Genomic DNA, 25898 nt, shown 5'->3' with positions numbered 1-25898 from the left:
CGGTCAAGGACGAGGCACGATGTCGACAACATCTGCGCACGCGCTCGTCGTCGGCGGCACGGGAATGCTCAGAGAGGTCGTCCTACGGCTCGCTGCGAAAGGCGACGTGGTTTCCGTAATTGCCCGCGATGCAGCGCGCTTGACTGCCCTTGCAAGGGACGCTCCGACGCGCATAAATCCCATTGCCGTCGACTACTCCGACGATGAAGGTCTTGCGGCATCCCTTGCCGACGCAATCAATCGCGTCGGCCCGCTGGCACTCGCGATCCTCTGGCTTAGGCCCGGTGCACCGCGCGCCCTGGACACGATCGCGCGGATGGCGGACGAGCGCGCTGGTGAAGGCGCTGCGACTAAATGCCGTCTTTTCCGGATTCTCGGTAGCGCGGCAGCGGATCCCGCATTGCATCGGAGTGGCAATGGCAGCCGGTTTCGCGCAATGGAGGGTCTTCAGTATCGCGAGATCATCCTTGGGTTTCGCATAGAAGAGACGGGTTCGCGGTGGAATACCAACGCCGAGATCGCCGCAGGCGTGGTCCACGCGGTGGAGAACGATATCGACGGCCTCGTCGTCGGCGTTGTGCGGCCATGGAACGAGCGGCCTGCCGTCGCTAACGCTCAAGATGCGATGCGGGGCGGGTCGGGCGAAAGCTGACGAACGCCTCCTTGCCGGGTCCCAGCGGCAGCACTCTGTAGTCCTTCTGAAATGCCTGCTTGGACGCGTCGTATCGGACAAATATGGCCAGATCGTCGTAGAGCCGGACAAGCACATAATTCGCGTCATCGACGAGGTAGAGGAATGTGTTTCGCGACTCTGCCTTCCGCACAGCCCCGAACCAGCCCAACGCGATCGGGACGAACATCAGAGTGAGAGCCAGGAACGAGGCTTGGCATACTTGAACGGGCTGACCTTCCCCAATAAGCGAGAACCATAGGGACGCGATCCGGGCGGCCACCACGATTACACACATGACGAGCACCGCGCGAAGCCAAAGCGGCATCAATTGCGGCTCCGCCGACAGCGTGAGCGGTAGCGCCCAACCATCTAGGCCAAGCCCATAGGCCACCAGCAGCAGAGCCGCACCGACCGCCGCTGCCAGAAAAGGTGTCCGCAGGTCACCCTCGATCAACCCAGCCAGCATGAGGGAGAGCGAACCGAGGAACCCGCCAGCGGAACCAAGAAGGAACGCCAGGGTCAGCGCCTTCGGAAAACCCACGTCCGCAAGTGTGGGTGGGACGCCGAATCGAGCGAGAAAACCCAACTCGTAGAGGTAGGCGGCAAACCACAGGACGCCGATGAAACCTCCGGCGAACAGTGCTTCGCGCCCGACGTCCAGGGTCGAGTCGCGTCGGTTACCGCTCATTCTTCCATATCGCCCTGCCGGATCCGGGAAGGCCGTAATCACGCCAGCGGGACGTCACGCGCTCGGCGATATCGTCGCTCATCCGTAGCTTGCGTCCCCATTCACGATTGGTCTCCGGTGGCCACTTGTCGGTAGCGTCGAGGCCGATCTTGCTGCCCAACCCAGATACCGGGCTTGCGAAATCCAGGTAATCGATGGGCGTGTTCTCGACCACCGTGATGTCGCGGGCCGGATCCATGCGGGTCGAGACAGCCCACATCACGTCCTTCCAATTCCGCGCGTCGACATCATCGTCAACTACAATGACCCATTTCGTGTACATGAACTGACGCAAATAGGACCATACACCCAACATAACGCGCTTCGCATGCCCGGGATAGGCCTTCCGCATCGAGACGACGGCGATCCGATAGGAACAGCCTTCGGGCGGCAGCCAAAAGTCCACGATCTCCGGAAACTGCTGGCGCAATAACGGAATGAAGACCTCGTTGAGAGCTTCGCCGAGGACGGACGGCTCGTCCGGCGGCCTGCCGGTGAAGGTCGAGAGATAGATCGGATCGCGTCGCATGGTGATGGCGCTGACCCGAAACACCGGAAAGGGCTCGACTGCGTTGTAGTAGCCCGTGTGGTCCCCATAGGGCCCTTCATCGCCGTACTCATCGAGGGAGACGTGCCCCTCGATCACGATCTCAGCCTGGGCCGGTACCTTCAGGGGCACCGTCTTGCAGTCGACCAGCTCAACCTTCTCTCCGCGCAGCAAGCCCGCGAACTGGTACTCCGACAAGGTATCGGGCACGGGCGTCACAGCCGCGAGTATCGTTCCGGGATCGGCGCCGATAACCACCGCAGCCGGCAGGGGCTCTGGCTTCTCCGACTTCCAGCGTGCGTGATGCTGGGCGCCGCCGCGATGCTTTAGCCAGCGCATGAGAGTCGTATCACGCCCCGTCACCTGCATGCGGTAGATACCGAGATTGAAGTCGTCTTCGCGACGCTTCCCGGGTCCCTTCGTCACGACCAGCGGCCAAGTGATGAGGGGAGCGGGTTCGCCGGGCCAACAGCCTTGCACCGGCAGGAGCGACAGATCGATCTGATCGCCGGTCCACACCACCTCCTGGCATGGCGCTGTTCCGACCGTGCGCGGCTTCATCGCCATCACGGTCTTCAGGAGAGGCAGCATGCCGATCGCCTCGCGCCATCCGCCCGGCGGCTCCGGTTGCCTTAGAAAGGCCAGCGTCTCGCCGACCTCCCGGAGTTGCGCCGGCTCGCGGTTCATACCCCATGCGACCCGCTCGACGGTGCCGAACAGGTTGACGAGGACGGGCATCCGGTGAGGGGATCCATCCTCCGCCACGGGCCGCTCGAAAAGCACGGCAGGCCCACCTTCGGCGAGCAACCGGGTCTGGATCTCGGTCATCTCCAGGTGGGTCGATACCGGCGCCGACACCCTGACGAGGCGGCCTTCGCGTTCGAGCCGTTGCATGAACTCGCGCAGAGACTTGTAGGCCATTTGCAGTCCTGCGGCTGAGGCGGAACGGGAGGCGTCGGCGGCGTTCTGGGATTCTTAAGGCCGGGGGTGTGTATTGCAAGGTTCCGCTCGCAGGCTGCTCGGGTCGTGCGGCGGCGGACCTGGCGCTGGGAGTATGCCCGTCATGATTTGCTCGGATCGCCTGAATGCTTGGGTGCGGCTCGCTCGCCGGGAGGTCGCTGGGGCATACTCGGGCATCGAGATCGTGCACACGGCGCAGCGGCGCTGAAACGTCGGCCGGAGTGAATTGCATGCCGACCAAGGACGCCGAGTTGTATCGGCTGCGGCTGGAGAACGCGACGCTCCGGCGCGACCTCGCGAGCCTCCGGGAAGCCCAGACCACGATCGCCGGCCTTCGCGACGAGACGGAACGCGCGTTCATGATCTCGGTGACGCTCCTTGCCAAAGCGGCAGAGTTGCATGACGAAGAGACCGGCAACCACATTCTTCGCGTCGACCGCTATGCCGCCGACCTCTCGACGAGGATGGCGCTGCCCGCCGCCTTCTGCCGCGAGATCGGCTACAGCGCCGCCCTGCACGACGTCGGCAAGATGAGCATCGACTCCGCCCTCCTGCGCAAGCGTGGCAGCCTCACGCCCGCCGAGCGGCGCGAGATGGAACTGCACACCGAGTATGGCTGGCAGATCCTGCGGCAGTCCGACCGTCTGCGCATGGCCGCCGATATCGCACGCTGCCATCACGAGCGCTGGGACGGCCAGGGCTATCCGAGAGGCCTCGCCGGCGAGGACATCCCCCTCGCCGCACGGATCGTCGCCCTCTGCGATGTTTACGACGCCCTGCGCTCACCACGACCCTATAAGGAAGGCATGGCTCACGAGGATGTCCGGGAGCGGCTGGCCGCGGCCGACGGGCATTTCGATCCGGCCGTGCGCTCCTGCTTTCTGGCCCACCACGAGTCGTTCGCGGCGATCTACACGGATCTCGTCGACCGCAAGCCCGCGCGAGCGGACGGTGCCAGACCGGACCTGCCTTAGCCGCTCCTGACTGCGGCCTCGGGATGGCGCTTGCGCAGCAGCGCTTCGATCTCGCCCTCCATGCAGAGCTCGTCGCGCTGATTGTGCACGGTCGAGCGCAGCACGACGACGCCGGTCGTCCGGCCTGGACGCAACTCCTTCACCTCGAGCTGCGGATAGGTCGTGTCGCCCGAGAAGACCGGCTTGTGGAAGCGCGCAGACAGACCGACGACCGCGACCAGCGCGTCGCCCACCATGTGCGGGAAGTCGCCGGCGCCCGGCGCGGTCTGGATCAGCACCTGCATGCCGTGTGCGAGCAGGTTCGGAAAGCCCCGCGCCCGACAGTATTCGACGTCGTAGTGGATCGGATGATTGTCGCCGCTGGCCAGTTGGAAGGCGGCGAACAGGGCATCCGTCTGCGTGCGGGAGGGACTGTAGAAGACCTCGCCGACTTCGAAGTCCTCGAAGTAGCGCGGTTCGGCAAACTTGCTGCGGCGCACGGCTCGTCCTCAGTAAAGGCGTGTCTTGTACGACTCGGCGATGAAGGCCTCGGACTCGGCCGCGTCGCAATCGGCGATCTGGTCGGCGAGGATGCGGCCGAGGGTCGGGAAGCTCTTGCGCTCGACCCGCGTGTCGGAGTCCCAGAGCTTCGAGCGGATCAGCGCCTTGGCGCAGTGGAAGTACATCTGCTCGACCTTGACCAGCAGACCGGAGCGCGGCGCCCGCTCCTGCACGGCCAGCGGCGCGAGCAGCGCCTGATCGACGGTGACCGTCGCCTTGCCGTTGACCCGGAGCGTCTCGTTGATGCCCGGCACGAAGAAGATCAGGCCGACGTTCGGGTTGACCGACACGTTGGTGAGCGAGTCGATCCGGTTGTTGCCGAGCCGGTCGGGGATCAGCAGCGTGTGCTCGTCGATGACCGCGACGAAGCCCGGCGCGTCGCCGCGGGGCGAGCAGTCGGCGCCGTCCGGTCCCGAGGTTCCGAGCACGAGGAAGGGCGACAGGGCGATGAAGTTGCGGGCGTGCGTGTCGATGCGCGCCAGCTGCTTGCGCACCGCCTTGTCGCTCGGCGCGCCGTAGAGCGCACGAAGGTCGTCAGCCCCGCCGATACCGCCGTCCATGCCAGCCTCCTCTGCCGATAGCAGACGCTATCAGCCGGAACGGCGGTCGGGCAACCTCGAGCGCGAGCCTCAGAGCATGCCGAACAGGCGCACCCGCTCCTGCGGCTGCAGCGTACTCGCCACGGTACGGGCCGCCGCCTCGTCGGCACGCGAGACCGCCGTCGTTCGGTTGCGGGCGATGACCATGTCGGTCGGCTCCACCATCACCGCAGCGTCCAGGTCGGTCATCGCGCGCTCGACCTGCCCCATCCGCAGATAGGCAATGGCCCGGTTGTTCAGGGCCCGCGCCTTGTTCTCCCGCGACAGCTCGCCTTCGCGCAGCGCCTTGGTGTAGTAGGCCGCCGCCGCGTCGTGACGGCCCTGCAGCCCGGCCTCGTATCCTCTGTCGAAATCGTCGGTCCGGCCGGTGACCACCAGGATCACGGCCAGGACGACGAGCATGATGATCGTGTGCATCGCTACATCCCGCAGCGTCCCCGGCGGGCCTGCGCCGCCATCGGGTGCGGCCATCGGGGACAAGCGGCCAACATAGCCGGCGCAGGTTAGCCGGGGATGAACGGGCGGCGGCCGGAGCGATCCCGCCGCCGTCCCTCACGCGCGGCCGGCGCGCGCCGCGTTGTCGGCGATCGCGTCGACGATCTCCGGCACCGCCGGCTCGGGATAGTCGTGCCCCATGCCGGGGATGACGAGCATGCGGGCGTCGCGGACGGTGTTAGCGACGTCCTCGCCGCAGCCGACCGGCACCAGCGGGTCGTCGGCGCCGTGGACGACGAGCGTCGGGGCGCCGATCGAACTCAGATGCTCGACCCGGCCGTCGCCCGAGGCGATGCTGGCCAGCAGGTGCCGGCCGTGGCCGAGCGGCCGGTAGGAGCGGTCGTAGAGGCGTCCCGCCTTATCGCGGATCGCGGCCTCGTCCCGTGGGAAACCGGGGCTGCCGATCGTCCGCGCCGTCTCGACGGCCTCGTCCATGAACTCCTCGCGGGTCAGCTCCGGCTTGCGCTGCTTGCCGAGCCAGGCGCCCGCCGCCTCGCTCGGGCGCGGCAGGCCGCGGCGGCCCGAGGTCGCCATGATCGAGACGAGGCTGAGCACCCGCTCCGGATGGCGGATCGCGACGAGCTGGGCGATGGCGCCGCCGTTCGAGCTGCCGACGATGTGGGCCGCCGGGATGCCGAGCCCGTCGAGGAGGCGGGCGACGTCGTCGGCCATGTCCTCCAGCGTGTAGGGCGCCGCCACCTTCTGTTTCGCCCGGGCCGCGGCGAAGGCCGCCTTCAGGTCGGCCGGCCCGGCCGAATCGAAGGCGGTCGAGAGGCCCGCGTCGCGGTTGTCGAACATGATCACCCGGAAGCCGCGGTCGACGAGGCCGTCCACCAGGCTGTCCGGCCAGGAGATCAGCTGGGTCCCGAGGCCGCCGACCAGGACGAGCGGCTGACCGGTCTCCGGCCCTCGCGTCTCGTATTCCAGGTCGAGCCCGTCCACCGAAACCTGCGCCATGCCGCTCTCCTCCGCTCCGTCCTTGGCCTTTGTCGCCCGGCCGCGCTAGGCTGCCGGGCATGTCCAGACTTTCTAGCCGGTCCAACGCCAGATGACGAGCGCCGAAGCGGGGGCGGCCGCACCGGACTCCACACCGGAGACCACAGCCGCCTACCGCATCACGCTCCTCGTCATCGTCGTCCTCGCCTCGACCCTCTACGCCACCACGGTCCTGGTCGTCAGCGTGATCCTGCCGCAGATGCAGGGCTCGCTGTCCGCGACCCAGGACCAGATCTCCTGGGTCGTCACGCTCAACATCCTCGCCACGGCCATGGTCACGCCGATGACCGGCTGGCTGGTCGCCCGCTTCGGGCGGCGCAGCGTCATGCTCTGGGGCCTGGGCGGCTTTACTCTCGCGACGCTGCTCTGCGGCACGGCGACCTCGCTCGAGGAGCTGGTGCTGTGGCGCGTGGCGCAGGGCGCGCTCGGCGCCCCCCTCACCCCGCTGGCCCAGGCCGTCATCCTCGACACCTTCCCGAAACGCCAGCACGGCACCGTCACCTCGATCTTCGGCATGGGCGTCGTCGTCGGGCCGGTGATCGGCCCGATCATGGGCGGCTACCTGGCCGAGGCCTACAATTGGCGCTGGGCCTTCTTCATGATCTTCCCGGTCGGCGTCGTCTCCTGGATCGGGCTGGCCTTCATCCTGCGCGACGCGGGGCGCAGCCAGTCGGCGCGGCTCGACTGGACCGGCTTCCTGTCGCTGATCGTCGCCGTCGCCGGCTTCCAGCTGATGCTCGACCGCGGCGAGCGGGCCGACTGGTTCGACTCCATGGAGATCGTCGCCTGGGCCGCCATCGCCGCGCTCTCGATCTACGTCTTCGTCGTCCACAGCCTGATGGCCGACCGGCCGTTCCTGAACCTCCGCCTGCTGCTCGACCGCAACTACGCGCTCGGCCTCGTCATCGTCACCGTCTACGGCATGCTGAACTTCACGCCGATGGTGATGATGCCGCCGATGCTGCAGAACCTGATGGGCTACCCGGACGCCATCATCGGCGAATTGCTCGCTTGGCGCGGCGCCGGCGCCGTGCTGGGCTTCTTCCTCGCCATGTATGTCGGCAAGCTCGATCCGCGGATCGGCATGAGCGTCGGCTTCCTGATGCTCGCCGGATCCGGCGTGCTGATGATGAACTTCGACACCAACGTCACCCCGCACGACGTCGCCGTGGTCAGCGCCACCCAGGGCGTGGCCATCGGCCTGATCTGGGTGCCGCTGGTCATCGCCACCTATGCGACGCTCGACCCGCGCCATCTCGCCGAGACCTCTTCCGTCTTCCACCTCATGCGCAATCTCGGCAGCAGCCTGTTCATCTCGCTCTCCGTCACCACCGTCGTGCGCAGCGGCAATGCGAACTACCAGCGCATGACCGAATTCGCCTCGCCCTATCACGAGCCGATCGCCCGCGGGATCGCCGACGACCGCTGGAGCCTGGAGACCATCGACGGGCTGGCGCGGTTCGCCCGCGAGATCCACCGGCAGGCGGCGATGATCGCCTATCTCAACGCCTTCGCCCTGTTCACGCTGGCGTGCCTCGCGGCACTGCCGCTTATACTGCTGGTGCGCGTTCGCCGGGCGCCCCCTGCACCACCAGCCCCTGCACGACCACCCCCGGCCGCCGCGCGTGCCGCACGGCCACCCGAACAGGAAGCGGAAGCGACGTGATCCACCGTCCAGACCGGCTCCGGAGCCGCCTCGCATGATGCGGCGCCGCCTGCTGCGCCTCGTCCTGCTGATCGCCCTGCCGGCCGTGCTGATCGTCGCCGGCGTGACGGTCTGGCTCTCGGCCGGCCGCTACGTCGCGACCGAGAACGCCTATGTGAAGAACGACATCGTCCACATCGCCGCCGAGGTCGACGGCCGCGTCGTCGAGGTCTCCGTCGAGGACCACCAGGCCGTCGCGGCGGGCGCGCCGCTGTTCCGCATCGACCCCGAGCCCTACGAGATCGCGCTCGCCCGCGCCGAGGCCGAACTGGGCACCGTCGCGGAGAAGATCGCCGGCCTGCGCGCCGAGTACCGCGCGGCCGCCGCCGAGATCGGCGAGGCGCAGGCGCGGCTCGCCTTCAACCAGCGTCAGGTCGACCGCTACCGCAACCTGCAGTCGCGCGGCGCCGCCTCCACGGTGCAGCTCGACGAGGCGCGGCTGGAGCTGGACGTGGCACGCGAGCGCATCGCCGTCATCCGCGCCCGCATGCACCAGATCCTCACCAGCCTCGGCGGCAGTCTCGACCTGCCGACGGACGAGCAGGCGATGTACCGCGAGGCGGTCGCGCGGCGGAACAAGGCCGCCTCCGACCTGAAACGCACGGCGGTCGTCGCCTCGGTCGCCGGCATCGTCAGCAACATGCATCTGCAGCCGGGCGAGTATCTGGAAGCCGGCGACCGCGTCTTCACCCTGATCGCCAGCGAGCGGCCCTGGGTCGAGGCGAACCTGAAGGAGACGCAGCTGACCCACGTCCGGATCGGCCAGGAGGCATCCTTCACCGTCGACGCCTATCCCGGCCGCACCTGGAAGGCGGTGGTCGACAGCATCAGCCCGGCGACGGGCGCCGAGTTCGCCGTGCTCCCCGCCCAGAACGCCACCGGCAACTGGGTGAAGGTGGTGCAGCGCCTGCCCGTGCGGCTGCGCATCCTCGATCCGGTCCGGGACCCGCCGCTGCGTGCCGGCATGACCGCCACGGTCAGCATCGACACCGGACGCGAACGCAGCCTGGGCGACCTCTGGGGGCCGTGACCTCAGCCGGCGCGCCTGCGCTCCGGCACGAGGAGCTCGGCCATTATGGGACCCGCCATCAACGGGCCGGCCAGCGTCGCGGCCGGCCACGCCGCGGCGGTGCGTGGCAGGCGTCGCAGGAGATCGCGTTCGAAGGGTGATGCCGGCGCCGTGTGAAACGTTTTGGAACGTCGGCGGGACGATGTTTCACGGAGCGTGGCAGGGGGCGTGGCAGGGACCGCCGCTGGTGCGATGTTCGCCGCAGCGTCCGCTTGAGGGGCAACGGCTTCCGGCGCCGGTGCGGGGATCTCGGGTGGTTCGGCCTCGACGCCGGGCTCCAGTTCGAGCGGTGTGTCCAGGGCGAACAGCGCCGCGTCCACCGGCGGCCCCTCGCCCCATGCCGCCGCGTCCGCGGCGAGCGCGAGGCCGGCGTCCGCGTCGCCGATGTCGGTCCTGGCGATCCCCAGCCGGTCCGCCACCCAGAAGGCGGCGCGCAGGTCGCCGCGCCGCACCGCCGTCTCGATCGCGTCGACCGCCGCGGCGTGCAGCCCCCTGAAGCGCGACGCCGCCGCCACCGCCAGGAAGCGCCGCTCCTCGGCGATGCGCGTCCTGAGCCGCTCCGACCGCTGCAGCACCCGCCAGAGCGTGCTGCGCGAGCAGCCGAGCCGATCGGCGACGGAGACAAGCGTATCGCCGCGGGCGATCCTGATAGCGGCCTCGGTCCAAGCAGCCGGCGTGGCGACCCGGCTGCCGTCGCCGGATGGGCGGGGCGGCGAAACGGCGATGGCGTGCTGGACGAACGGGTCGGGCGCTGCGGCGCCGTCGAGCGGGGACATCTTCATCTCCTTCGGATGAGGGGACTGAGATCCTATAAATGCCGCGACTCAAGATAAAGGATTTTTCACCTATAATCGGCACTAAATCCGAGAGAGGCAGAGGAGTGTGGCGGCGGCGCCACGGCCGCCGCGCAACCCAAGATGCGCCGGTCGAGGCTCTCCCATTCACTTCCGCTTAACGCCCCTCCCCTTTAATTTTGGTTGTGCCTGCAGCGTGCAGGTTGCTTTGGGGGTACAATGAAAGTCGTGACACGCGTCGTCGCGGGAGCATTCGCTCTTGCGCAGGTGAGCTGTGCGTCCTCTCCGGACTCTATCGAGGCCCGGTACGTCAGCCCGAACACCTATGGAAACTGGAGCTGCCCGCAGCTCTTCGACGAGAAGGCCCGCATTTCTTCGGAAGTGACGCGGGTATCGGACCTGCAGCGCGAGAACGCCAATACCGACACCGCGATGGTGGCCATCGGCGCGATCGTCTTCTGGCCGGCATTGATCGCCCTGGCGGCCACCAAGGACCGCAAGGAAGAACTCGGCCAGCTGAAGGGGCAGCACGACGCACTCGAGCAGAACATCACGGTGAAGCAGTGCAACGCACCACCGCCGATGATGCAGGCGACGGCGCCGGCCCCCGACGCCGCGGCGGCGGCTCCCGCCCTGGCAGTCGTGCCGGTCGATCCGGCCGCCCCCGCCTCGGCACCGGCCACGCCCGCTGCGACGGCAACGCCCGCTGCGGCGGCAGCACCGGCAGCGAGCGCGGGCGATCCCGACGAAGCCGTGGTCTGTCAGACGGGCGACCTGGCCATGTCGCGCACCCGCGGCGACTGCCTCGCTGCGGGCGGCCGGGAAATCTGATCGCATACGTCGGAACGGCCTGCGGTCAGAGCGCAGGCCAACGGCGGGAAAAGACGGAATGTTGTAGCAGTCACACCAAGCGCGATTTCGGCTCCAGTCCCGAATATCCAGGGAGGGGACGGCGAGCTGGTGGTCACAACCCAACGGTTTATGCCCTCCAGGCCCCGGATCACGTCCAGGGCCGGCTGTTCAGGGCGGCGAGCAGGGTCGTGTCATGGCGCTTGTCGTCGTGGGTCAGGGTGCCGGGGGCGCTCGCCTGGAATCCGCCGGCGTCGCGTTCACCGTGGAGAACGGCGGTGGTCCCAGGGTGCGGTTGAGAAGGGAGCATCGATGATGAAGACAGCGGCGACACACCATGCGTAAAGGTTGCTTCGCACTAGCTGTATGCGCGCTCGCGATAGCGGCGTCCGGTCCCGCAGCGGCGTACTGTAGGGAGCCGTCCCCTCCGTCTGCGCGGTCCAAACCGTCGAAGCCCTCGATACCGTCATGTGTGGACGAGCGGAACCGAACCCATACATGCGAAGCTTGGGTAATATCGAGCTTCAAGAAGGCGGTCAGGGAATACATCAAGGACGCCCGCGTGTATGCGGACGAGCTGAAGAAGTATGTGAGTGACGCCGGAGAATATGCGAAGTGTGAACTCCGCAGCCTGCGGCCACCTGAGTATTGAACGCCGCTATCCTCTATCGATAACGCCCAGACCGGGGCGAAGGTACGCATCCGATCACGCCCAATGCGACCGCGGCGACAGTGCAAGCGACTTTGAAGGTGGGTGCGCGGGCCCTGGATTGCTTCGGTGCGCTCGCAATGACGGCGTGGCACGACGCGGGCAGCGGCGGGGCCCCAAAAAGGGAGCCCCTCCCCCGGGGGGCCAGGGGAGGGGTGGGAGACGGGAGCTTCATGCGCCGCTGACGCTTCCTGCGCCGACGACGCATGGACATCTGACCCGAGCGGCATCGGGCGGTCGATACCCCAAAAATAGGGAGGTGCAAGTGAAGGGCGGCGACACGTCTGGACATTTGGCCGTGCCGAAACGGTCGTATCGCGGCCGTTCGGCGTAATCCGATCGGCGCGTCCGCCGGTCGTCGCCGTCCGACCCGCCGCGATCCGTCGCCGCCGGTCCGGACGATGCCTGCGCCTCAGCGCGGGGCGGACGGCCCCTCGCCGGCGAGGGGCATGGACGGGAAGGTCAACAGGACCGTGGTGCCCTTGTCGGGAATGCTGTCGATGCGGAGGGTGCCGCCCTGCATCTCGATCATCGCCTTGGCGAGCGGCAAGCCGAGCCCGGTGCCGGCGTGGCGTGCGCTGAGCGGATTCTCGACCCGGCCGAACGGCGTGAGCGCGGTGACGATCTGCGCGGGCGTCATGCCGATGCCCGTGTCGGACACCGACAGTTCCAGCGTTCCGTCGCGCAGGGCGAGGCCGACCGTCACGCAGCCGCCACGCGGGGTAAACTTCACGGCGTTGCCGATGATGTTGAGCAGCGACTGACGCACCATGCGCTCCGGTGCGACCAGACGCAGGTCCGGCGGACAGGGGTCGATCACCAACTTGACACCCTCGCGGGCGGCGAGCGGACGGATCATCCGGCCGACGGCCGACAGGAGGTCGGCGACGGCGAACTCGTTCTCGGCCTGGGCGAGGCCGTGCCCCGCCTGGATGCGCGACAGGTCCAGCACGTCGTCGATGATCGAGAGCAGGTGCTGGGCGCTGTCGTTGATGTCGCCGGCATACTCGACGTAGCGCGAATTCCCGACCGCACCGAGATGCTGGTCGCGGATGACCTCGGAGAAGCCGATGACCGCGTTGAGCGGCGTGCGCAACTCGTGGCTCATGTTGGCGAGGAAATCGGACTTGCTGCGATTCGCCTGCTCGGCCGCATCGAGCGCCAGCGCGAGCCGCCGGACCATCGCCTTCTCACCGCGGCGAGCGGCGGCGAGCCTACGGATGATCGACTGCGCATAGAGGATGACCGGCAGCGACACTCCGGTCGCGACGAACGCGACCTCCAGCAACATACCGACGTCGAGCGTCACGCCGCGCGCAGCCGCAAGCACGGCATGCAGGAGTTCCGCCGCGACCACCGCGGAGACCGTCAACAGCGCCGTCGCGCCCGCCATGCCCAAGCGGCCGAAGAACCGATTGATCCGGCCGAACTTCGGCGTCGGGCGCTCAGCCGCGAGCGCCGTCCTGGCGTCGTCGGCGACGGTATCCTGCGGCGAGAATGTGGCGTGCGCGATCATTTCCCTGCTTGTTTACGCGCCCAATCGCTTTCAGCCGGTTAATGAGCCCGCATTTATAGCAACTAATGTTAATAATCGCGCCCGCATCCGACCGCCGCCGAACGGGCCAGCGGCGATGCGGACACAATGGACGGAATTGCACGCGCGGCCCGCCGGCGCGTGCGTGGGGTGCGTGCCTCGCCCCGGACGCGGCGATAGACTGCCGCGATCGTCGAGGGGAAGCAGACCATGCCGCGTTCAGCCACGAGTCTCGCCGGTGCCGTTCACGCTTTCCTGCTGCGGGCCGGCGATCGCCTGCGGCATCGCGGCCTGACGCTCGCGGCGGGGCTGATGCTGGTGCCGCTGCTGGCGACGTCAGCATCGGCGCTCGACCTGCCCGGCCTGCCAGCGGACGCCGAGCGCTACGAACGGCAGATCCTGGAGAAGGCACCGCCGCAGCCGAGCGTGCAGGCCCAGACCGCGGCCAAGGCCAAGGCGGCGACGGCGGCGAAGGCCGGCAACTGGCAGGCGGCGGCCGCCGCCTTCGCCGACGCGATCCGCGCCGGGGCGGGCGACGGCGAGACCTGGGCGGCGCTGGCCGACGCGCTGGCGAAGGCCGCGGCACCGGTGCCCGGAGACAAGCCGCCGGCGGCGAAGCCGGGTGCGAAGCCTTCTGCCCCTGCCCCCACCCAGGCGCAGGGCGCCGAGGCGCTCGCCGCGCAGGCGCTGCAGGCCTCGTGGCTGGCCTATGTCTATGCCGAGACGGTCGAGGCGAACACGGCCGCGCTGGTGCGCATCGGCACGCTGCTGCAGGACCGGATGAACCGGCCCGGGCAGGCGCTGGACGCCTTCAAGGAGGCGTTCGCGCAGGATCCGGGCGATGCGGACCTGGCGTCGCGGGTGCTGACGCTGCGCCGGCAGGTCGGGCTGCAGCTGCGCGGGTTGCGCACCGACCCGGAGAGCACGCCGCCGCGCGCCTGCTTCGACTTCGCCGATCCGCTGAGCACGGCGCGCGACGTGCGCTTCGAGGACTTCGTGCGGATCGAGCCCGAGACGCGCGTGTCGGCCGAGGCGAGCGGCGAGAGCCTCTGCCTCGCCGGGTTCGAACACGGCCGGACCTACAGGGTCGAACTGCGCGAGGGCCTGCCCGCCGCCGACGGCCTGACACTGAAGACGGCCGAGCGGCAGACGGTGCGCATGGGCCACCGGGCGCCCTCGGTCGCGTTCACCGGCAGCACCTTCATCCTGCCGCCGGTCGGCGACGGCCTCCCGGTCGCGACCGTCAACGTCGAGCGTGTCGACGTGACCGTGTATCGCATCAACGACCGGAGCGCCGTCGACCCGATCGTCGCCAACGACTTCCTGACCAACCTGTCGCGCTGGTCGGCGGAGGAGATCGCCGAGGGCAAGGGCGAGTTGGTCTGGAAGGGCAGCATGGCGGTGGCCGCCGCCGAGCGGAACCGGCAGGTACGCACCGCCTTCCCGCTGGGCCAGGTGCTGGACCGCAAGCGGCCCGGCATCTACGTCGTCACGGCGGAGCCGGCCGACGGCGTGCCGGGAACGCAGCAGTGGAACGTCGCGACGCAGTGGGTCGTGGTGTCCGACATCGGGCTGACGACGCTGGCCGGGCGCGACGCGCTGCATGTCTTCGCGCGCTCGCTGGAGACGGCGCAGCCGCTGGACGACATCGACGTGCGGCTGATCGCGCGCAACAACGAGGTGCTGGGCGAGGCGAAGACCGACGCCGAGGGCAAGGCCGCATTCGCCGGCGCGCTGATGCGCGGCGAACGCGGCAACGCGCCGGCGGCCGTCATGGCCTATGGCGCGGGCGGCGCCTTCATGCTGCTCGACCTGACGCGGGCCGCCTTCGACCTGAGTGACCGCGGCGTCGAGGGCCGGCCGGCACCGGGGCCGCTGGACGCCTTCCTGTGGAGCGATCGCGGCGTCTACCGCCCCGGCGAGACGGTGCACCTGGGTACCATGCTGCGCGACGAGACGGTCGCGGCGGTCGAGGACCTGCCCGTCACGCTGGACGTGCGCCGGCCGAACGGCAGCCTGTTCCGCCGCATCGTGCTGAACGACCGGCAGGCGGGCGGCGCCGTGACCGCAATCGAACTGGCCGACACCGCGCCGCTGGGCGGGTGGATGGTCGAGGCGCGCATCGACCCGGAGGGCGAGCCGCTGGGCCGGCTGGGCTTCCACGTCGAGGATTTCGTGCCGGAGCGGCTGAAGGTCGAACTGGCGACCCCGGCCGCGGCGATCGAGCCGGACCGCGCGGTGACCGTGACGGCGACGGCGACGTTCCTCTACGGTCCGCCGGCGGCCGACCTGGACGGTGCGGCGGAGATGGTGATCGAGCCGGACCCGGCCCCCTTCCCGCAGCATGAGGACTATCGATTCGGGCTGGTGCAGGAGAGCTTCCCGGCACGCCAGCAGGACCTCCCCTTCCCGACGACCGATGCGGAGGGCAAATCGTCGATCCCGGTGCTGCTGAGCGGGTCGCCGGACACGACGCTGCCGCTGAAGGCCACGGTGCGGGTCGAGGTGTCGGAGCCGGGCGGCCGGCCGACGCGCCAGACCCTGAGCCTGCCGGTGCGGCTGCAGCCGATGCTAATCGGCGTGGCGCCGCGCTTCCGCGAGGGGCGGATCGCCGAGGGCAGCGAAGCGGCGTTCGACGTGATCGCCGTCGACGGCGGCGGCACGCGCATCGCGGCACCCGAGCTGACATGGGAGCTCTACGAGGAAAAGACCTCATGGCAGCTCGTCTCCTCCGACGGCACCGCGCGCTATCAGCCGGTGACGCGCGACGAGCGGCTGCGCGGCGGGACGCTGGCGGTGAATGCCACCGAGCCGGCGGAGGTGGCGGTCGGGACGCTGCCGTGGGGGCGCTATCGCGTCGAGGTCTTCGGCGGTGCCGGCAAGGCGGCGACGAGCGTGCGCTTCGCCTCCGGCTGGGCCGTCGGCCCCGACGACGCCGAGCGCCCGGACCGCGCCGGTGTCTTCGTCGAGCGCGAGCGCTACGCGCCGGGCGAGACGGCGTCGGTGCGGATCGAGCCGCCCTTCGCCGGCGAGCTGCTGCTCACGGTGGCGACGGACACGGTACACTTGGTGCGGCAGCAGGCGATCCCGGCCGAGGGGGCGACGCTGGAGATCCCGGTGTCGGCCGACTGGGGGCCCGGCGCCTACGTGACCGCGACGATCTTCCGGCCGCTGGTCAAGGACCAGCCGCGGGCGCCGGTGCGCGCCGTCGGCCTCGCCTGGGTCGGGGTCGATCCCGGCGGGCGGCGGCTGGAGGTGGCGGTGAACGCGCCCGAGCAGGTGCGTCCGCGCCGGCCGATGCAGGTGCCGATCGCCGTGAAGGGCGATATCGGCGACGGTAGGGCGTTCGTGACGCTGGCCGCGGTCGACGAGGGCATCCTGCAGCTGACCGACTTCGAGACGCCGGCGCCGCAGGCGCATTATTTCGGCAAGCGCAGCCTGGGCCTCGACATCCGCGACGATTACGGCCGGCTGATCGAGTGGACCGGGGCGCCCGTCGGCGACATCCGCCAGGGCGGCGACGAGGCCGGGCTGGGCCGTTCGCTGCCCGCCGTGCCGACGCGCACGGTGGCGCTGTTCAGCGGACCGGTGCAGCTGGATGCCGGCGGCAACGCGACGGTGGCGCTCGACATTCCGGACTTCAACGGCCGGCTCAGGCTGATCGCGGTGGCGTGGTCGGTGGCCGGGGTCGGCGGCGGCGAGGCCGCGACGATCGTGCGCGACCCGCTGGTCGCCGAGGCGAGCATGCCGCGCTTCCTGGCGCCGGGCGACGAGAGCCGCCTGACCCTGTCGCTGCACAATGTCGAGGGCGAGGCAAGGTCGTATAAGGTCGAGATGCGGACCGAGGGGCCGGTGGCGCTGACGGGTACGCTTCCGGGCACGCTGCCGGTGACGGCGGACCTGGCGAAGGACGAGCGGCGGACGGTGGAACTCGGCCTGAACGGCACGGGTGCCGGGATCGGCCGGATCGTGCTGCACGCGACGGGGCCGGGCGGGCTCGACATCACGCGCGACTGGCAAATCACTGTGCGGCCGGCACGGCCGGCGGAGACGCGCCTGGAGACGTCGCAGCTGCATCCGGGCGAGACGTTCGGCGCGGAAGGATCGATGCTGGCGGGCTACGTCCCCGGCACCGGCGGCCTGTCGCTCACCTACGGCAACGGGCCGCGCATCGACGTGGCGGGCCTGTCGCGGGCGCTCGACCGCTGGGCCTATGGATGCCTGGAGCAGACGGTCAGCCGGGCGTTCCCGATGCTGGCGTCGCAGGACTTCGACATCGATGTGGACGTCGACGAGGCGGTCGGGCGGGTGCTCGACATGCAGCGCTACGACGGCGCCTTCGGCCTGTGGAGCGCGCGCGGCAGCGAGGACGCCTGGGCGACCGCCTATGCGATGGAGTTCCTGACGCGGGCGCGCGATGCCGGCCACCCCGTCCCCGAAGCGCCGTGGCGCGACGGGCTGGCGTGGCTACGGCTGCAGACCGAGGAGGGCGGCGGCCCGGCGGAGGCGCTCGCGGTACGCGCCTATGCGCTCTACGTGCTGTCGCTGTCCGGATCGGCGCGCATGCCGGCGCTGCGCTACTATCACGACGCGCTGCTGGAGCGGATGCCGACGCCGCTCGCCAAGGGCCAGCTGGGGGCCGCACTGGCACGCGGCGGCGACATGGACCGCGCGCGCAGCGCCTTCGCCTCCGCCCTCGACAAGACGGCGCGCGAGCACTGGACGGTCGACTACGGCTCGACGGTGCGCGACGCGGCGGCGCTTGTCGTGCTGATGCGCGAGGCGGGCGTTCTGCCGGAGCGGCTGCCGGAGCTGATCGCCCTGCTGCCGGTCGGCACCAACGTCGCCGACCAGACCAGCACCCAGGAACAGGCCTGGATGCTGCGCGCGGCCAGGAGCGAAAGGGCCGGGCAAACGGCGATCAGCCTCGCCGTCGACGGCACGGTGCGCACCCTGCCCGACCCGGCGCTGATCGTGCCGGCGGTAGCGACGCCCCAGGACCGGGTGACGCTGCGCAACGCCGGAGCGACGCCGCTGTGGCAGGGGGCGACCTTCACCGGCGTGCCCGCGACGCCGCAACCGGCCCAGCGCAACGGCATGCGCGTGTCGCGCAAGTTCCTGAACCTGGACGGCCTGCCGACGAACCTCGACGCGGTGCACCGCAACGACAAGTTCGTCGTCCTGCTGGAGGCCGAGGCGCAGACGGGCGTCGAGCACCGCGCCCTGCTGACGCACGGCCTGCCGGCCGGGTGGGAGATCGAGACGATCCGCCTCTCCGGCGATCCGGCGACGGGCTACGAGTGGCTGGGCGACCTGTCCGAGCCCGAGGCGGCGGAGGCGCGCGACGACCGGTACGTGGCGGCGGTGAACCTGACGCCCGACAGCCCGAAGGTGCGGCTCGCCTTCATGGTGCGGGCGGTGACGCCGGGCCGCTACGAACTGCCGGGGGCCGCGATGGCCGACATGTACCGGCCGACCTTCTTCGCCCGCCAGGCCGCCGGGCGGATCGCCGTGCTGCCGTGAGGCCGAGAGCGGCCGCGATCGGCGCGGCCCTCGCCGCCCTCGCGGCAGGCGGGCTCGCCGCGCTCGACCGGGCGTTTCCGCCGGACCTGTCGGCGCTCACCGACGTGTCGGTGGCGGTGGAGGACCGGGAGGGCAGGCTGCTGCGCCTGTTCACCAACGGCGAGGGACGCTGGCGGCTGCCGGCGACGGTGGCGGACGTGCCGCCGCACTATCTGGCGGCGCTGAAGGGCTTCGAGGACGGGCGGTTCGACCGGCACCTGGGCGTCGACCCGCTCGCCATCGCGCGGGCGGCGGGTCAGAACCTGATGGCCGGGCGGACCGTGTCGGGCGCCTCCACCCTGACGCAGCAGGTGGTGCGCCTGCTCGAGCCGCGACCGCGGACGCTCGGCGCCAAGGCGGTCGAGGCACTGCGCGCCGTGCAGCTCGAACTGCACCATTCCAAGGACGAGATCCTGGGCATGTACCTGACGCTGGCGCCGTTCGGCGGGCCGGTGGAGGGGGTGCGGGCGGCGGCGCTGGTCTATTTCGGCAAGCCGGCGAGCGCGCTGACCCCGGCCGAGGCGGCGCTGCTGGTGGCATTGCCGCAGTCGCCGACGCGGCTGCGCCCCGACCGGCACTCCGCGGCGGCGCAGGCGGCACGCGACAAGGTGCTGGCGCGCGTGGCGGATGCGCTGGGGCCGACGGTCGCCGCCGAGGCGCTGGCCGAGCCGGTGCGCCTGACGGAGCGTGGCCTGCCGATGCTGGCGCCGCGGGTCGCGGCCGGCCTGGCGCGCGGGGCGGCGGGGACCGTCCGCACCACCATCGACGGCCGGCTGCAGGCGGCGGTCGAAGCCCTGGCGCAGCGTGCGGTCGAGCCGCTGGGCGATGCGGTTTCGACGGCGATCCTGGTGGTCGACAATCGCGACCGGTCGGTCGTCGCCCATGTCGGCGGGCTCGGCCTGCTCGACGCGCGCCGGGCGGGCTTCGTCAACCTCGCGGACGCGGCGCGGTCGCCCGGCTCGGTGCTGAAACCCTTCGTCTACGGCATGGCGTTCGATGCGCGGATCGTGCATCCGCGGACCATCGTCGCCGACGTGCCGACGCGCTTCGGCGCCTACGAGCCGGCGAACTTCGACCATCGCCACCGCGGCGACCTGACTGTCGCCGAGGCACTGCAGCGCTCGCTGAACATTCCGGCGGTGGCGGTGCTGAGCGAGGTCGGCACGCTGAAGTTCGCCGACGCGCTGCGCCGGTCCGGGGCGGTGCTGCACCTGCCGGCGGGGGCGGGCCGCGCGCACCTGCCGATCGTGCTGGGCGGTGCGGCGATCAGCCTGAGCGACGTGACGGCGCTGTTCGCCGGCCTCGCGACCGGCGGCGAGGTACGGCCGTTGCGCACGCGGCTGGATCAGGCGCCGGGCGTTGCCTACCGGCTGATGTCGTCCGCGGCGGCGGCGCAAGTGGCGGAGATCCTGCGCGGCACGTCGCTGCCGACGGGGTCGCCGCGCCTCGCCGACGCGCGCGCCGCCGGCATCGCCTTCAAGACGGGGACGTCGTTCGGCTTCCGCGATTCCTGGGCGGTCGGGTTCACGGCGGACCACACCGTCGGTGTCTGGGTCGGCCGGCCGGACGGCACGCCGATGCCCGGCACCTACGGCCTGGAGACGGCGGCGCCGATCCTGATGCGCGTGTTCGACCTGCTGCCAGTGGCGCCGCCGGCTCGGCACGAGAACGCGGCGCTGACGGGAGCGGCACCCCCTGCCCTCGCCCGCTTCAGCGTCGGCGACGCCCTGCGCGCCCCCGGTGCCGTGGAGCGGCCGGACCGGCTCCAGGTGCTGGCGCCGGCGAACGGCGCCACGGTGACGCTGTCCGCCGAGGGCGCCCAGGAGGTCGCACTGCGCGCCGCCGGCGGCCGGCGGCCGCTGCGCTGGCTGGTGGACGGACGGCCGGTCGAATCGGCGGCGTACCGCCGCGGCGCGCTCTGGCGCCCGGACGGACCGGGCTTCCACCGGGTCGTCGTGGTCGACGCCGACGGGAGATCGGAGGCGCTGGACGTGCGGGTGAAGCGCGAGGGTTCTCGCGTGGCCGGAATCGGACTGATCATGGTAGCCCCTGATCCCGACGGCGTTTTCATTCCCCAGGGCTCGGAAGCGTCGGTCCGGTAGCATTACCGCTGCTGCCACCGCGACGGCGGATCCACTGGCGAATACGCACCAACGATGCCTATCTTCTCCAGATCGAACGGCCGACGAGGGATGTTCCGATGACCGCCTTGCGTAAGCGCCCCGCGTCCGACGCGACAACATCCGCCAGAAGCGTCCGAGGGCAGGTGAGCGAGTCAGGCAGGTTGAGCCTGCCAGCCGACTTGCGGCGGGCGGTGGGCCTCGAACGCGGCGGCCCGGTATCGATCGAGGTCGTCGACGGCGCCATCCGGATCCGGACCATGACCGAGGTCAAGGAGCGGATCCGCGCCCTCGCCCGATCCAGCGGCCTCGCCGAGAAAGCGAGCGTCGCGGACTTCGTCGATTGGCGGGCCTCCGAACGGGCAGATGAGGAGACAAAGGCGCGAAAGCGGTGAGTAGCGTCGTGATGGATGCGTCCGCCATCCTCGCCGCGATTCTCGGCGAGGCGGGCGGCGATGCCGTATTCGACAGATTGGACGACGCTCTGATCAGTACGGTGAACGTCGCCGAGGTCTATACCTATGCGACGATCAGAGAGATGGCGACGGCGGCGATCGACGCCTTCTTCGCGGAAACGGGAATCGAGATCGTGCCGTTCGACCAGCCACAGGCGATAGCGGCAGGCAGGCTCGCCAGCGTCACCCGAAGGCCGGTCTGTCACTCGGCGATCGGTCGTGCCTAGCGCTCGCGCAAATCAATGATGCCGACGTCCTGACGGCTGACCGCGCATGGCAGCGGGTCGCCGACTCGGCGGGGCTGCGCGTCACATTGCTCCGTTAGCTCAGGCCGCCGCGTTCCGCTCGTCGCCCTGCATCCAGAGCCAGCCGACTGACACCACGGCGGCCGACAGCAGGACCAGCGAGAACCAGTTGAGCGGGTGCCAGCCGAAATGTTGCTGGAGATAGCCGGCGAGGAAGCTGGCGGCGGCGGTGGTGCCGAAGATGAGGAAGTCGTTCATCGCCTGGGTCTTGCCGCGCTCGCTGGGGCGGTAGCAGGTGGTGACCAGGGTGGTGGCGCCGACGAAGAGGAAGTTCCAGCCGACGCCGTTGAGCATCAGCGCGATACGGAAGTGCCAGTCGGTCAGGCCGTGCAGGCCGGCGGCGACGCCGAGGACCATGAGCACGATTCCCCACATCATCACCTGGGCCATGCCATAGCGCACGATCAGGTTGCCGGAGAAGAAGGACGGCACGAACATCCCCATGACGTGCAGGAAGATCACCCAGTGCGCCTCGGTGTGCGGCAGGCCGCAGGCGACGATCGCGAGCGGCGACGCGCCCATCAGGAAGGACATGGTGCCGAAGGCGACCATCGCCGCGACGACGGCGGCGATGAAGCGCGGCTGGGCGGCGATCTGCGCCAGCGGCCGCGGCGGCTCGTCGTCGCTGCCCGGAGCGCCGGCATAGGGCATGGCCGCCGCGCCGCGCGGCGCGGGAAAGCGGATGAAGGACATCACCACAAAGACGACGAAGTGCATGCCGATCATGGCGATGAAGGTGGCCTGATAGAGCGGCATCCACTGGTCGTGTGTCCAGCGCACGAGGCTGGGCCCGATGAAGCCGGCCGCGACGCCGCCCGCCGTCACCCAGGCGATGCCCTTCGCCCGCTGCGACACCGGCACCAGTTCGGCGGCGGCGAAGCGATACATCTGCAGGCAGGAGACGGCATAGCCCAGGATCAGGCCGCCGACGCACATCAGCGGGAAGCTGGCGATGTGCAGGCCCCAGGCGACCGTCGCGCCGCCGACCATGCCGAAGACCGAGCCGACCCGGAAGCCGAAACGCCGGCCCCTGCGCTGCATCAGCAGGGCGGCCGGAAACACCCACAGCATCACGCCGATGTGCTGCATGGTGATCGGCAGAGTCGCCAGATCCTTGTGGGCGTAGAAGGTGACGACGGAGAGCGCGGTCGCCGCGAACATCATCGTGTTGCAGGCCTGCCCCACCGCCTGGCAGCAGGCGAGAAGGAAGAGATCGCGGCGCGTCGACCCGTGCAGGGCCCCGGCCTTGTCGCTGTATCGCATGGAAACGGGCGCTTCCGGTGTCGTGTGCCCTTACGGGCTTTCGGTGTTGCCGGCCAGCCGCGTCGCCGGACCGGGTGCGGCCTGCCCGCGCACGCCTGTACGCCGGGTGAGCCGTCGCGGCGAACGATTGGCCAGCGGCATCAGCCTGTCAACTGGGGGCCAATGCCTGGGCGCTAGCCCCTGGTTGCCGGGTCGAGCCCGGCAATGACAGTCGGTGACTGCCGCCGCCCCGTTCGGGAGCGTGAGCCTCGAACGGGGTCCGTCGTAGGAATGGTCGCGATGCTCAATCGTCGCCCGTCAGCAACCGCGCCAGCGCGGCCTGGAGCCGTTCGCGGGTGGCGGTGAAGTCTTCGCGGCGCTCCTGCTGTTCCTCGACCACCTCGCGCGGCGCCTTGGCGACGAAGGCCTCGTTGCCGAGTTTGCCGTCGATCTTGCGGATCTCCCCGTCGATCTTGCCGATCTCGCGCTCCAGGCGGGCACGTTCCGCGGCGATGTCGATGACGCCGGCGAGCGGCAGAACGATCGTGCATTCGTCGACCACGACCTGCACCGCACCCTTGGGCGGATCGCCGGCGAGCGGCGCCACGGTTTCGAGACGCGCGAGGCGCGAGACGAGGTCGCGGTTGGTGTCGAGGCGGCGCAGGGTTTCGCCGGAGGCGCCCTGGAGCAGCGCCTCGATCTTCGCACCCGGCGGCACGTTCATTTCCGAGCGCACGCCGCGGATTTCGCTGACGAAGCGGATGACCCAGTCCATTTCCGCCGCGGCACCGGCGTCGACCAGCGCGTCGTCCCATTCCGGCCACGCGGCGCGGATCAGGCCATGCGGATGGCCGTAGCCGAGCTTCTCGGCCAGTTCCTCGGTGACGAAGGGCATGAAGGGGTGCAGCAGGACGAGGATGCGGCCGAGCGTCCAGGCCGCGGTCGCCTGGGTTTCCGCCTTGGCCGCCGCGTCGTCGCCGAGCAGGACGGGCTTGGCGAACTCGATGTACCAGTCGCAGAAGGTGCCCCAGGTGAACTGGTAGAGGGCGGCGGCGGCCTCGTTGAAGCGGTACTCGCCGAGGGCGGCATCGACCTGGCGGCCAGTCTCGGCCGTCTTGCCGACGATCCAGCGGTTGACCGTCTGCTTGACGAACAGCGGCTCGAAGCCCGGCTTTGGCGCGCAGCCGTTCATCTCGCAGAAGCGGGCGGCATTCCAGAGCTTGGTGGCGAAGTTGCGATAGCCTTCGACGCGGGCGTCGGAGACCTTCACGTCGCGGCCGCCGACGGCCGACGCCGAAGCGAACATGAAGCGTAGCGCGTCGGCGCCGTACTTCTCGATCAGGTCGAGGGGGTCCATGACGTTCCCCTTCGACTTCGACATCTTCTGGCCGTGCTGGTCGCGCACCAGACCGTGCAGATAGACGGTGCGGAACGGCACCTCGCCCATGAAGTGGATGCCCATCATCATCATGCGGGCGACCCAGAAGAACAGGATGTCCCAGCCGGTGACGAGCACGTCGCCGGGATAGTAGCGCGCGACCTCGGGACGATCCTCGGGCCAGCCGAGGGTCGAGAACGGCCAGAGCGCCGAGGAGAACCAGGTGTCGAGCACGTCGGGGTCGCGCTCCAGCGGCACGGCCTTGCCGTAGTGCTTCTCGGCGAGGGCCGCGGCCTCGGCGTCGTCGTAGGCGACGAAGATCTCGCCGTCTGGACCGTACCAGGCGGGGATGCGATGCCCCCACCAGAGCTGGCGCGAGATGCACCAGGGCTGGATGTTGCGCATCCAGTCGTAATAGGTCTTGGTCGCCGCCTCGGGCACGAAGCGCGTGCGGCCGGTCTCCACCGCCTCGATCGCCGGCTTCGCCAGGGTCGCGGCGTCGGCGTACCACTGCTCGGTCAGCAGCGGCTCGATCGGCACGCCGCCGCGGTCGCCGAACGGCACCATGTGCGTGTGCGGCTCGACCTTCTCCAGCAGTTCGGCCGCTTCCATGTCGGCGACCACCAGCTTGCGCGCCTCGAACCGGTCGAGGCCGCGATATTTCTCCGGCGCGTTCTCGTTGATGCGGCCCTGGAGGTCGATGACGCTGATCATCTCCAGCCCGTGCCGGCGGCCGACCTCGAAGTCGTTGAAGTCGTGGGCGGGGGTGATTTTCACGGCACCCGAGCCCTGGGCCGGGTCGGCGTATTCGTCGGCCACGATGGCGATGCGGCGGCCGACCAGCGGCAGGACGCAGAACCTGCCGACGAGGTCGATGTAGCGCGGGTCCTCGGGATGCACGGCGACGGCGGTATCGCCCAGCATCGTCTCCGGCCGGGTGGTCGCCACGGTGATGAAGCGGCCAGCCTCGCCCTCGACCGGATAGCGGAAGTACCACAGGTTGCCCTTGGTCTCGCGCGGCTGGACCTCCAGGTCGGAGATCGCCGTCTCCAGCTTCAGGTCCCAGTTGACGAGGCGCTTGTCCTTGTAGATCAGGCCCTGGCGGTAGAGTTCGACGAACACCTTCAGAACGGCGGCGGACAGGCCCTCGTCCATGGTGAAGCGCTCGCGCGACCAGTCAGTCGAATCGCCCAGGCGGCGCAGCTGGCGGGTGATCATGCCGCCCGACTCGGCCTTCCACTCCCAGACGCGCGCGACGAAGGCCTCGCGGCCGAGATCCTTGCGCGACTTGCCCTGCTCGCCGAGCTGGCGCTCGACGACCATCTGGGTGGCGATGCCGGCATGGTCGGTGCCCGGCTGCCAGAGCGCGTCGCGGCCGCGCATGCGCTCCCAGCGGACGAGGATGTCCTGGATCGTATGGTTGAGCGCGTGGCCCATGTGCAGGCTGCCGGTGACGTTCGGCGGCGGCATCATGACGGTGTAGGGGACGGCGTTCGAGCCCACGTCCGACGCGAAGGCGCCGGAGCGCTCCCACCGGTCGTACTGGCGGGCTTCGATCTCCTGCGGGCTGTACGTCTTGTCTAGCTTGTTCGGCGCGTCGGACATCCGGCTTCCCCTGGACCACGGCCGCGGGCCTGGTCGGCGGGCGCGGAACCCCGGCTGAAA

The 25898-nt window shown here is 69.8% G+C and carries 19 protein-coding genes; 9 read left to right on the top strand and 10 right to left on the bottom strand.

From position 1 onward, the window contains the following. The first annotated feature begins 19 nt into the window (after positions 1–19). Positions 20–652: a Rossmann-fold NAD(P)-binding domain-containing protein gene (locus ABIE65_RS04695; protein WP_354075929.1), complete on the top strand. Its 633-nt coding sequence runs from the start codon at positions 20–22 to the stop codon at positions 650–652. On the opposite strand, the gene ABIE65_RS04690 is transcribed toward ABIE65_RS04695, so the two are convergent. Both ABIE65_RS04690 and ABIE65_RS04685 read right to left on the bottom strand, forming a co-directional pair. Next, a complete protein-coding gene (locus ABIE65_RS04690; protein ID WP_354075928.1) occupies positions 609–1361 on the bottom strand; it encodes a hypothetical protein in 753 nt (250 codons plus the stop codon). The genes ABIE65_RS04695 and ABIE65_RS04690 overlap by 44 nt on opposite strands. Then, complete coding sequence (locus tag ABIE65_RS04685; RefSeq protein ID WP_354075927.1) at positions 1351–2868, bottom strand: UbiD family decarboxylase; 1518 nt, start codon at positions 2866–2868, stop codon at positions 1351–1353. Before ABIE65_RS04685 ends, ABIE65_RS04690 begins: the two co-directional genes overlap by 11 nt. Positions 2869–3137: 269 nt before the next feature. Here ABIE65_RS04685 and ABIE65_RS04680 point away from each other — a divergent pair, with 269 nt between their 5' ends. Beyond that, the gene (locus ABIE65_RS04680; RefSeq protein ID WP_354075926.1) at positions 3138–3881 is read left to right on the top strand and encodes an HD-GYP domain-containing protein; all 744 of its coding nucleotides are present in this window, start codon (positions 3138–3140) and stop codon (positions 3879–3881) included. On the opposite strand, the gene ABIE65_RS04675 is transcribed toward ABIE65_RS04680, so the two are convergent. From ABIE65_RS04675 to ABIE65_RS04660, 4 genes are all read right to left on the bottom strand, one after another. Continuing rightward, positions 3878–4360, bottom strand: a complete 483-nt coding sequence (locus tag ABIE65_RS04675) for a MaoC family dehydratase (RefSeq protein WP_354075924.1) — start codon at positions 4358–4360, stop codon at positions 3878–3880. The two genes, ABIE65_RS04680 and ABIE65_RS04675, sit on opposite strands and share 4 nt — an antisense overlap. A 9-nt stretch (positions 4361–4369) precedes the next feature. Beyond that, positions 4370–4981, bottom strand: a complete 612-nt coding sequence (locus ABIE65_RS04670) for a pyridoxamine 5'-phosphate oxidase family protein (protein WP_354075922.1) — start codon at positions 4979–4981, stop codon at positions 4370–4372. A 69-nt stretch (positions 4982–5050) separates the two neighbouring features. Next, a complete protein-coding gene (locus ABIE65_RS04665) occupies positions 5051–5437 on the bottom strand; it encodes a tetratricopeptide repeat protein (protein ID WP_354075920.1) in 387 nt (128 codons plus the stop codon). Positions 5438–5572: 135 nt separating this feature from the next. Next, entirely contained in the window at positions 5573–6472 is a 900-nt protein-coding gene (locus ABIE65_RS04660) for an alpha/beta fold hydrolase (protein WP_354075918.1), read from the bottom strand. Between the two features lie 91 nt (positions 6473–6563). Here ABIE65_RS04660 and ABIE65_RS04655 point away from each other — a divergent pair, with 91 nt between their 5' ends. Together ABIE65_RS04655 and ABIE65_RS04650 are read left to right on the top strand one after the other, a co-directional pair. After that, on the top strand, positions 6564–8177 hold the full coding sequence (locus ABIE65_RS04655; protein ID WP_354075916.1) for a DHA2 family efflux MFS transporter permease subunit: 1614 nt from the start codon (positions 6564–6566) through the stop codon (positions 8175–8177). 34 nt (positions 8178–8211) lie between these two features. Beyond that, positions 8212–9246 (top strand): HlyD family secretion protein, encoded by a 1035-nt coding sequence (locus ABIE65_RS04650; protein WP_354075915.1) that lies wholly within the window; start codon positions 8212–8214, stop codon positions 9244–9246. A 2-nt stretch (positions 9247–9248) separates the two neighbouring features. On the opposite strand, the gene ABIE65_RS04645 is transcribed toward ABIE65_RS04650, so the two are convergent. Further along, positions 9249–10061 carry a lytic transglycosylase domain-containing protein gene (locus ABIE65_RS04645; protein WP_354075914.1) on the bottom strand — a complete coding sequence of 271 codons (813 nt, stop codon included), beginning with the start codon at positions 10059–10061 and terminating at the stop codon, positions 9249–9251. Between the two features lie 237 nt (positions 10062–10298). Here ABIE65_RS04645 and ABIE65_RS04640 point away from each other — a divergent pair, with 237 nt between their 5' ends. Beyond that, positions 10299–10910, top strand: a complete 612-nt coding sequence (locus ABIE65_RS04640; RefSeq protein WP_354075913.1) for a hypothetical protein — start codon at positions 10299–10301, stop codon at positions 10908–10910. A 1139-nt stretch (positions 10911–12049) separates the two neighbouring features. On the opposite strand, the gene ABIE65_RS04635 is transcribed toward ABIE65_RS04640, so the two are convergent. Then, positions 12050–13153 carry a sensor histidine kinase gene (locus tag ABIE65_RS04635; protein ID WP_354075911.1) on the bottom strand — a complete coding sequence of 368 codons (1104 nt, stop codon included), beginning with the start codon at positions 13151–13153 and terminating at the stop codon, positions 12050–12052. A gap of 228 nt (positions 13154–13381) precedes the next feature. Between ABIE65_RS04635 and ABIE65_RS04630 the strand changes: the two genes are divergently transcribed. The 4 genes from ABIE65_RS04630 (at position 13382) to ABIE65_RS04615 (ending at position 21535) form a co-directional block, all read left to right on the top strand. Continuing rightward, entirely contained in the window at positions 13382–18694 is a 5313-nt protein-coding gene (locus ABIE65_RS04630; protein ID WP_354075910.1) for an alpha-2-macroglobulin family protein, read from the top strand. Then, positions 18691–20835, top strand: a complete 2145-nt coding sequence (gene pbpC, locus ABIE65_RS04625; RefSeq protein ID WP_354075909.1) for a penicillin-binding protein 1C — start codon at positions 18691–18693, stop codon at positions 20833–20835. The genes ABIE65_RS04630 and pbpC overlap by 4 nt, the downstream gene beginning before the upstream one ends. 98 nt (positions 20836–20933) lie before the next feature. Next, positions 20934–21248, top strand: a complete 315-nt coding sequence (locus ABIE65_RS04620; protein WP_354075908.1) for an AbrB/MazE/SpoVT family DNA-binding domain-containing protein — start codon at positions 20934–20936, stop codon at positions 21246–21248. Beyond that, complete coding sequence (locus tag ABIE65_RS04615; protein WP_354075906.1) at positions 21245–21535, top strand: PIN domain-containing protein; 291 nt, start codon at positions 21245–21247, stop codon at positions 21533–21535. The genes ABIE65_RS04620 and ABIE65_RS04615 overlap by 4 nt, the downstream gene beginning before the upstream one ends. Positions 21536–21634: 99 nt before the next feature. On the opposite strand, the gene ABIE65_RS04610 is transcribed toward ABIE65_RS04615, so the two are convergent. Further along, positions 21635–22876: an MFS transporter gene (locus ABIE65_RS04610; RefSeq protein ID WP_354075905.1), complete on the bottom strand. Its 1242-nt coding sequence runs from the start codon at positions 22874–22876 to the stop codon at positions 21635–21637. Between the two features lie 283 nt (positions 22877–23159). Next, positions 23160–25838, bottom strand: coding sequence for a valine--tRNA ligase (locus tag ABIE65_RS04605; RefSeq protein WP_354075904.1), 2679 nt, complete (start codon positions 25836–25838; stop codon positions 23160–23162). Between the last annotated feature and the right edge of the window lie 60 nt (positions 25839–25898).

This window comes from Constrictibacter sp. MBR-5 (genome assembly GCF_040549485.1).
Classification (GTDB): domain Bacteria; phylum Pseudomonadota; class Alphaproteobacteria; order JAJUGE01; family JAJUGE01; genus Constrictibacter.
Note: the sequence above shows the minus strand (reverse complement) of the source record. Positions and strands in the feature narration are given on the sequence as shown.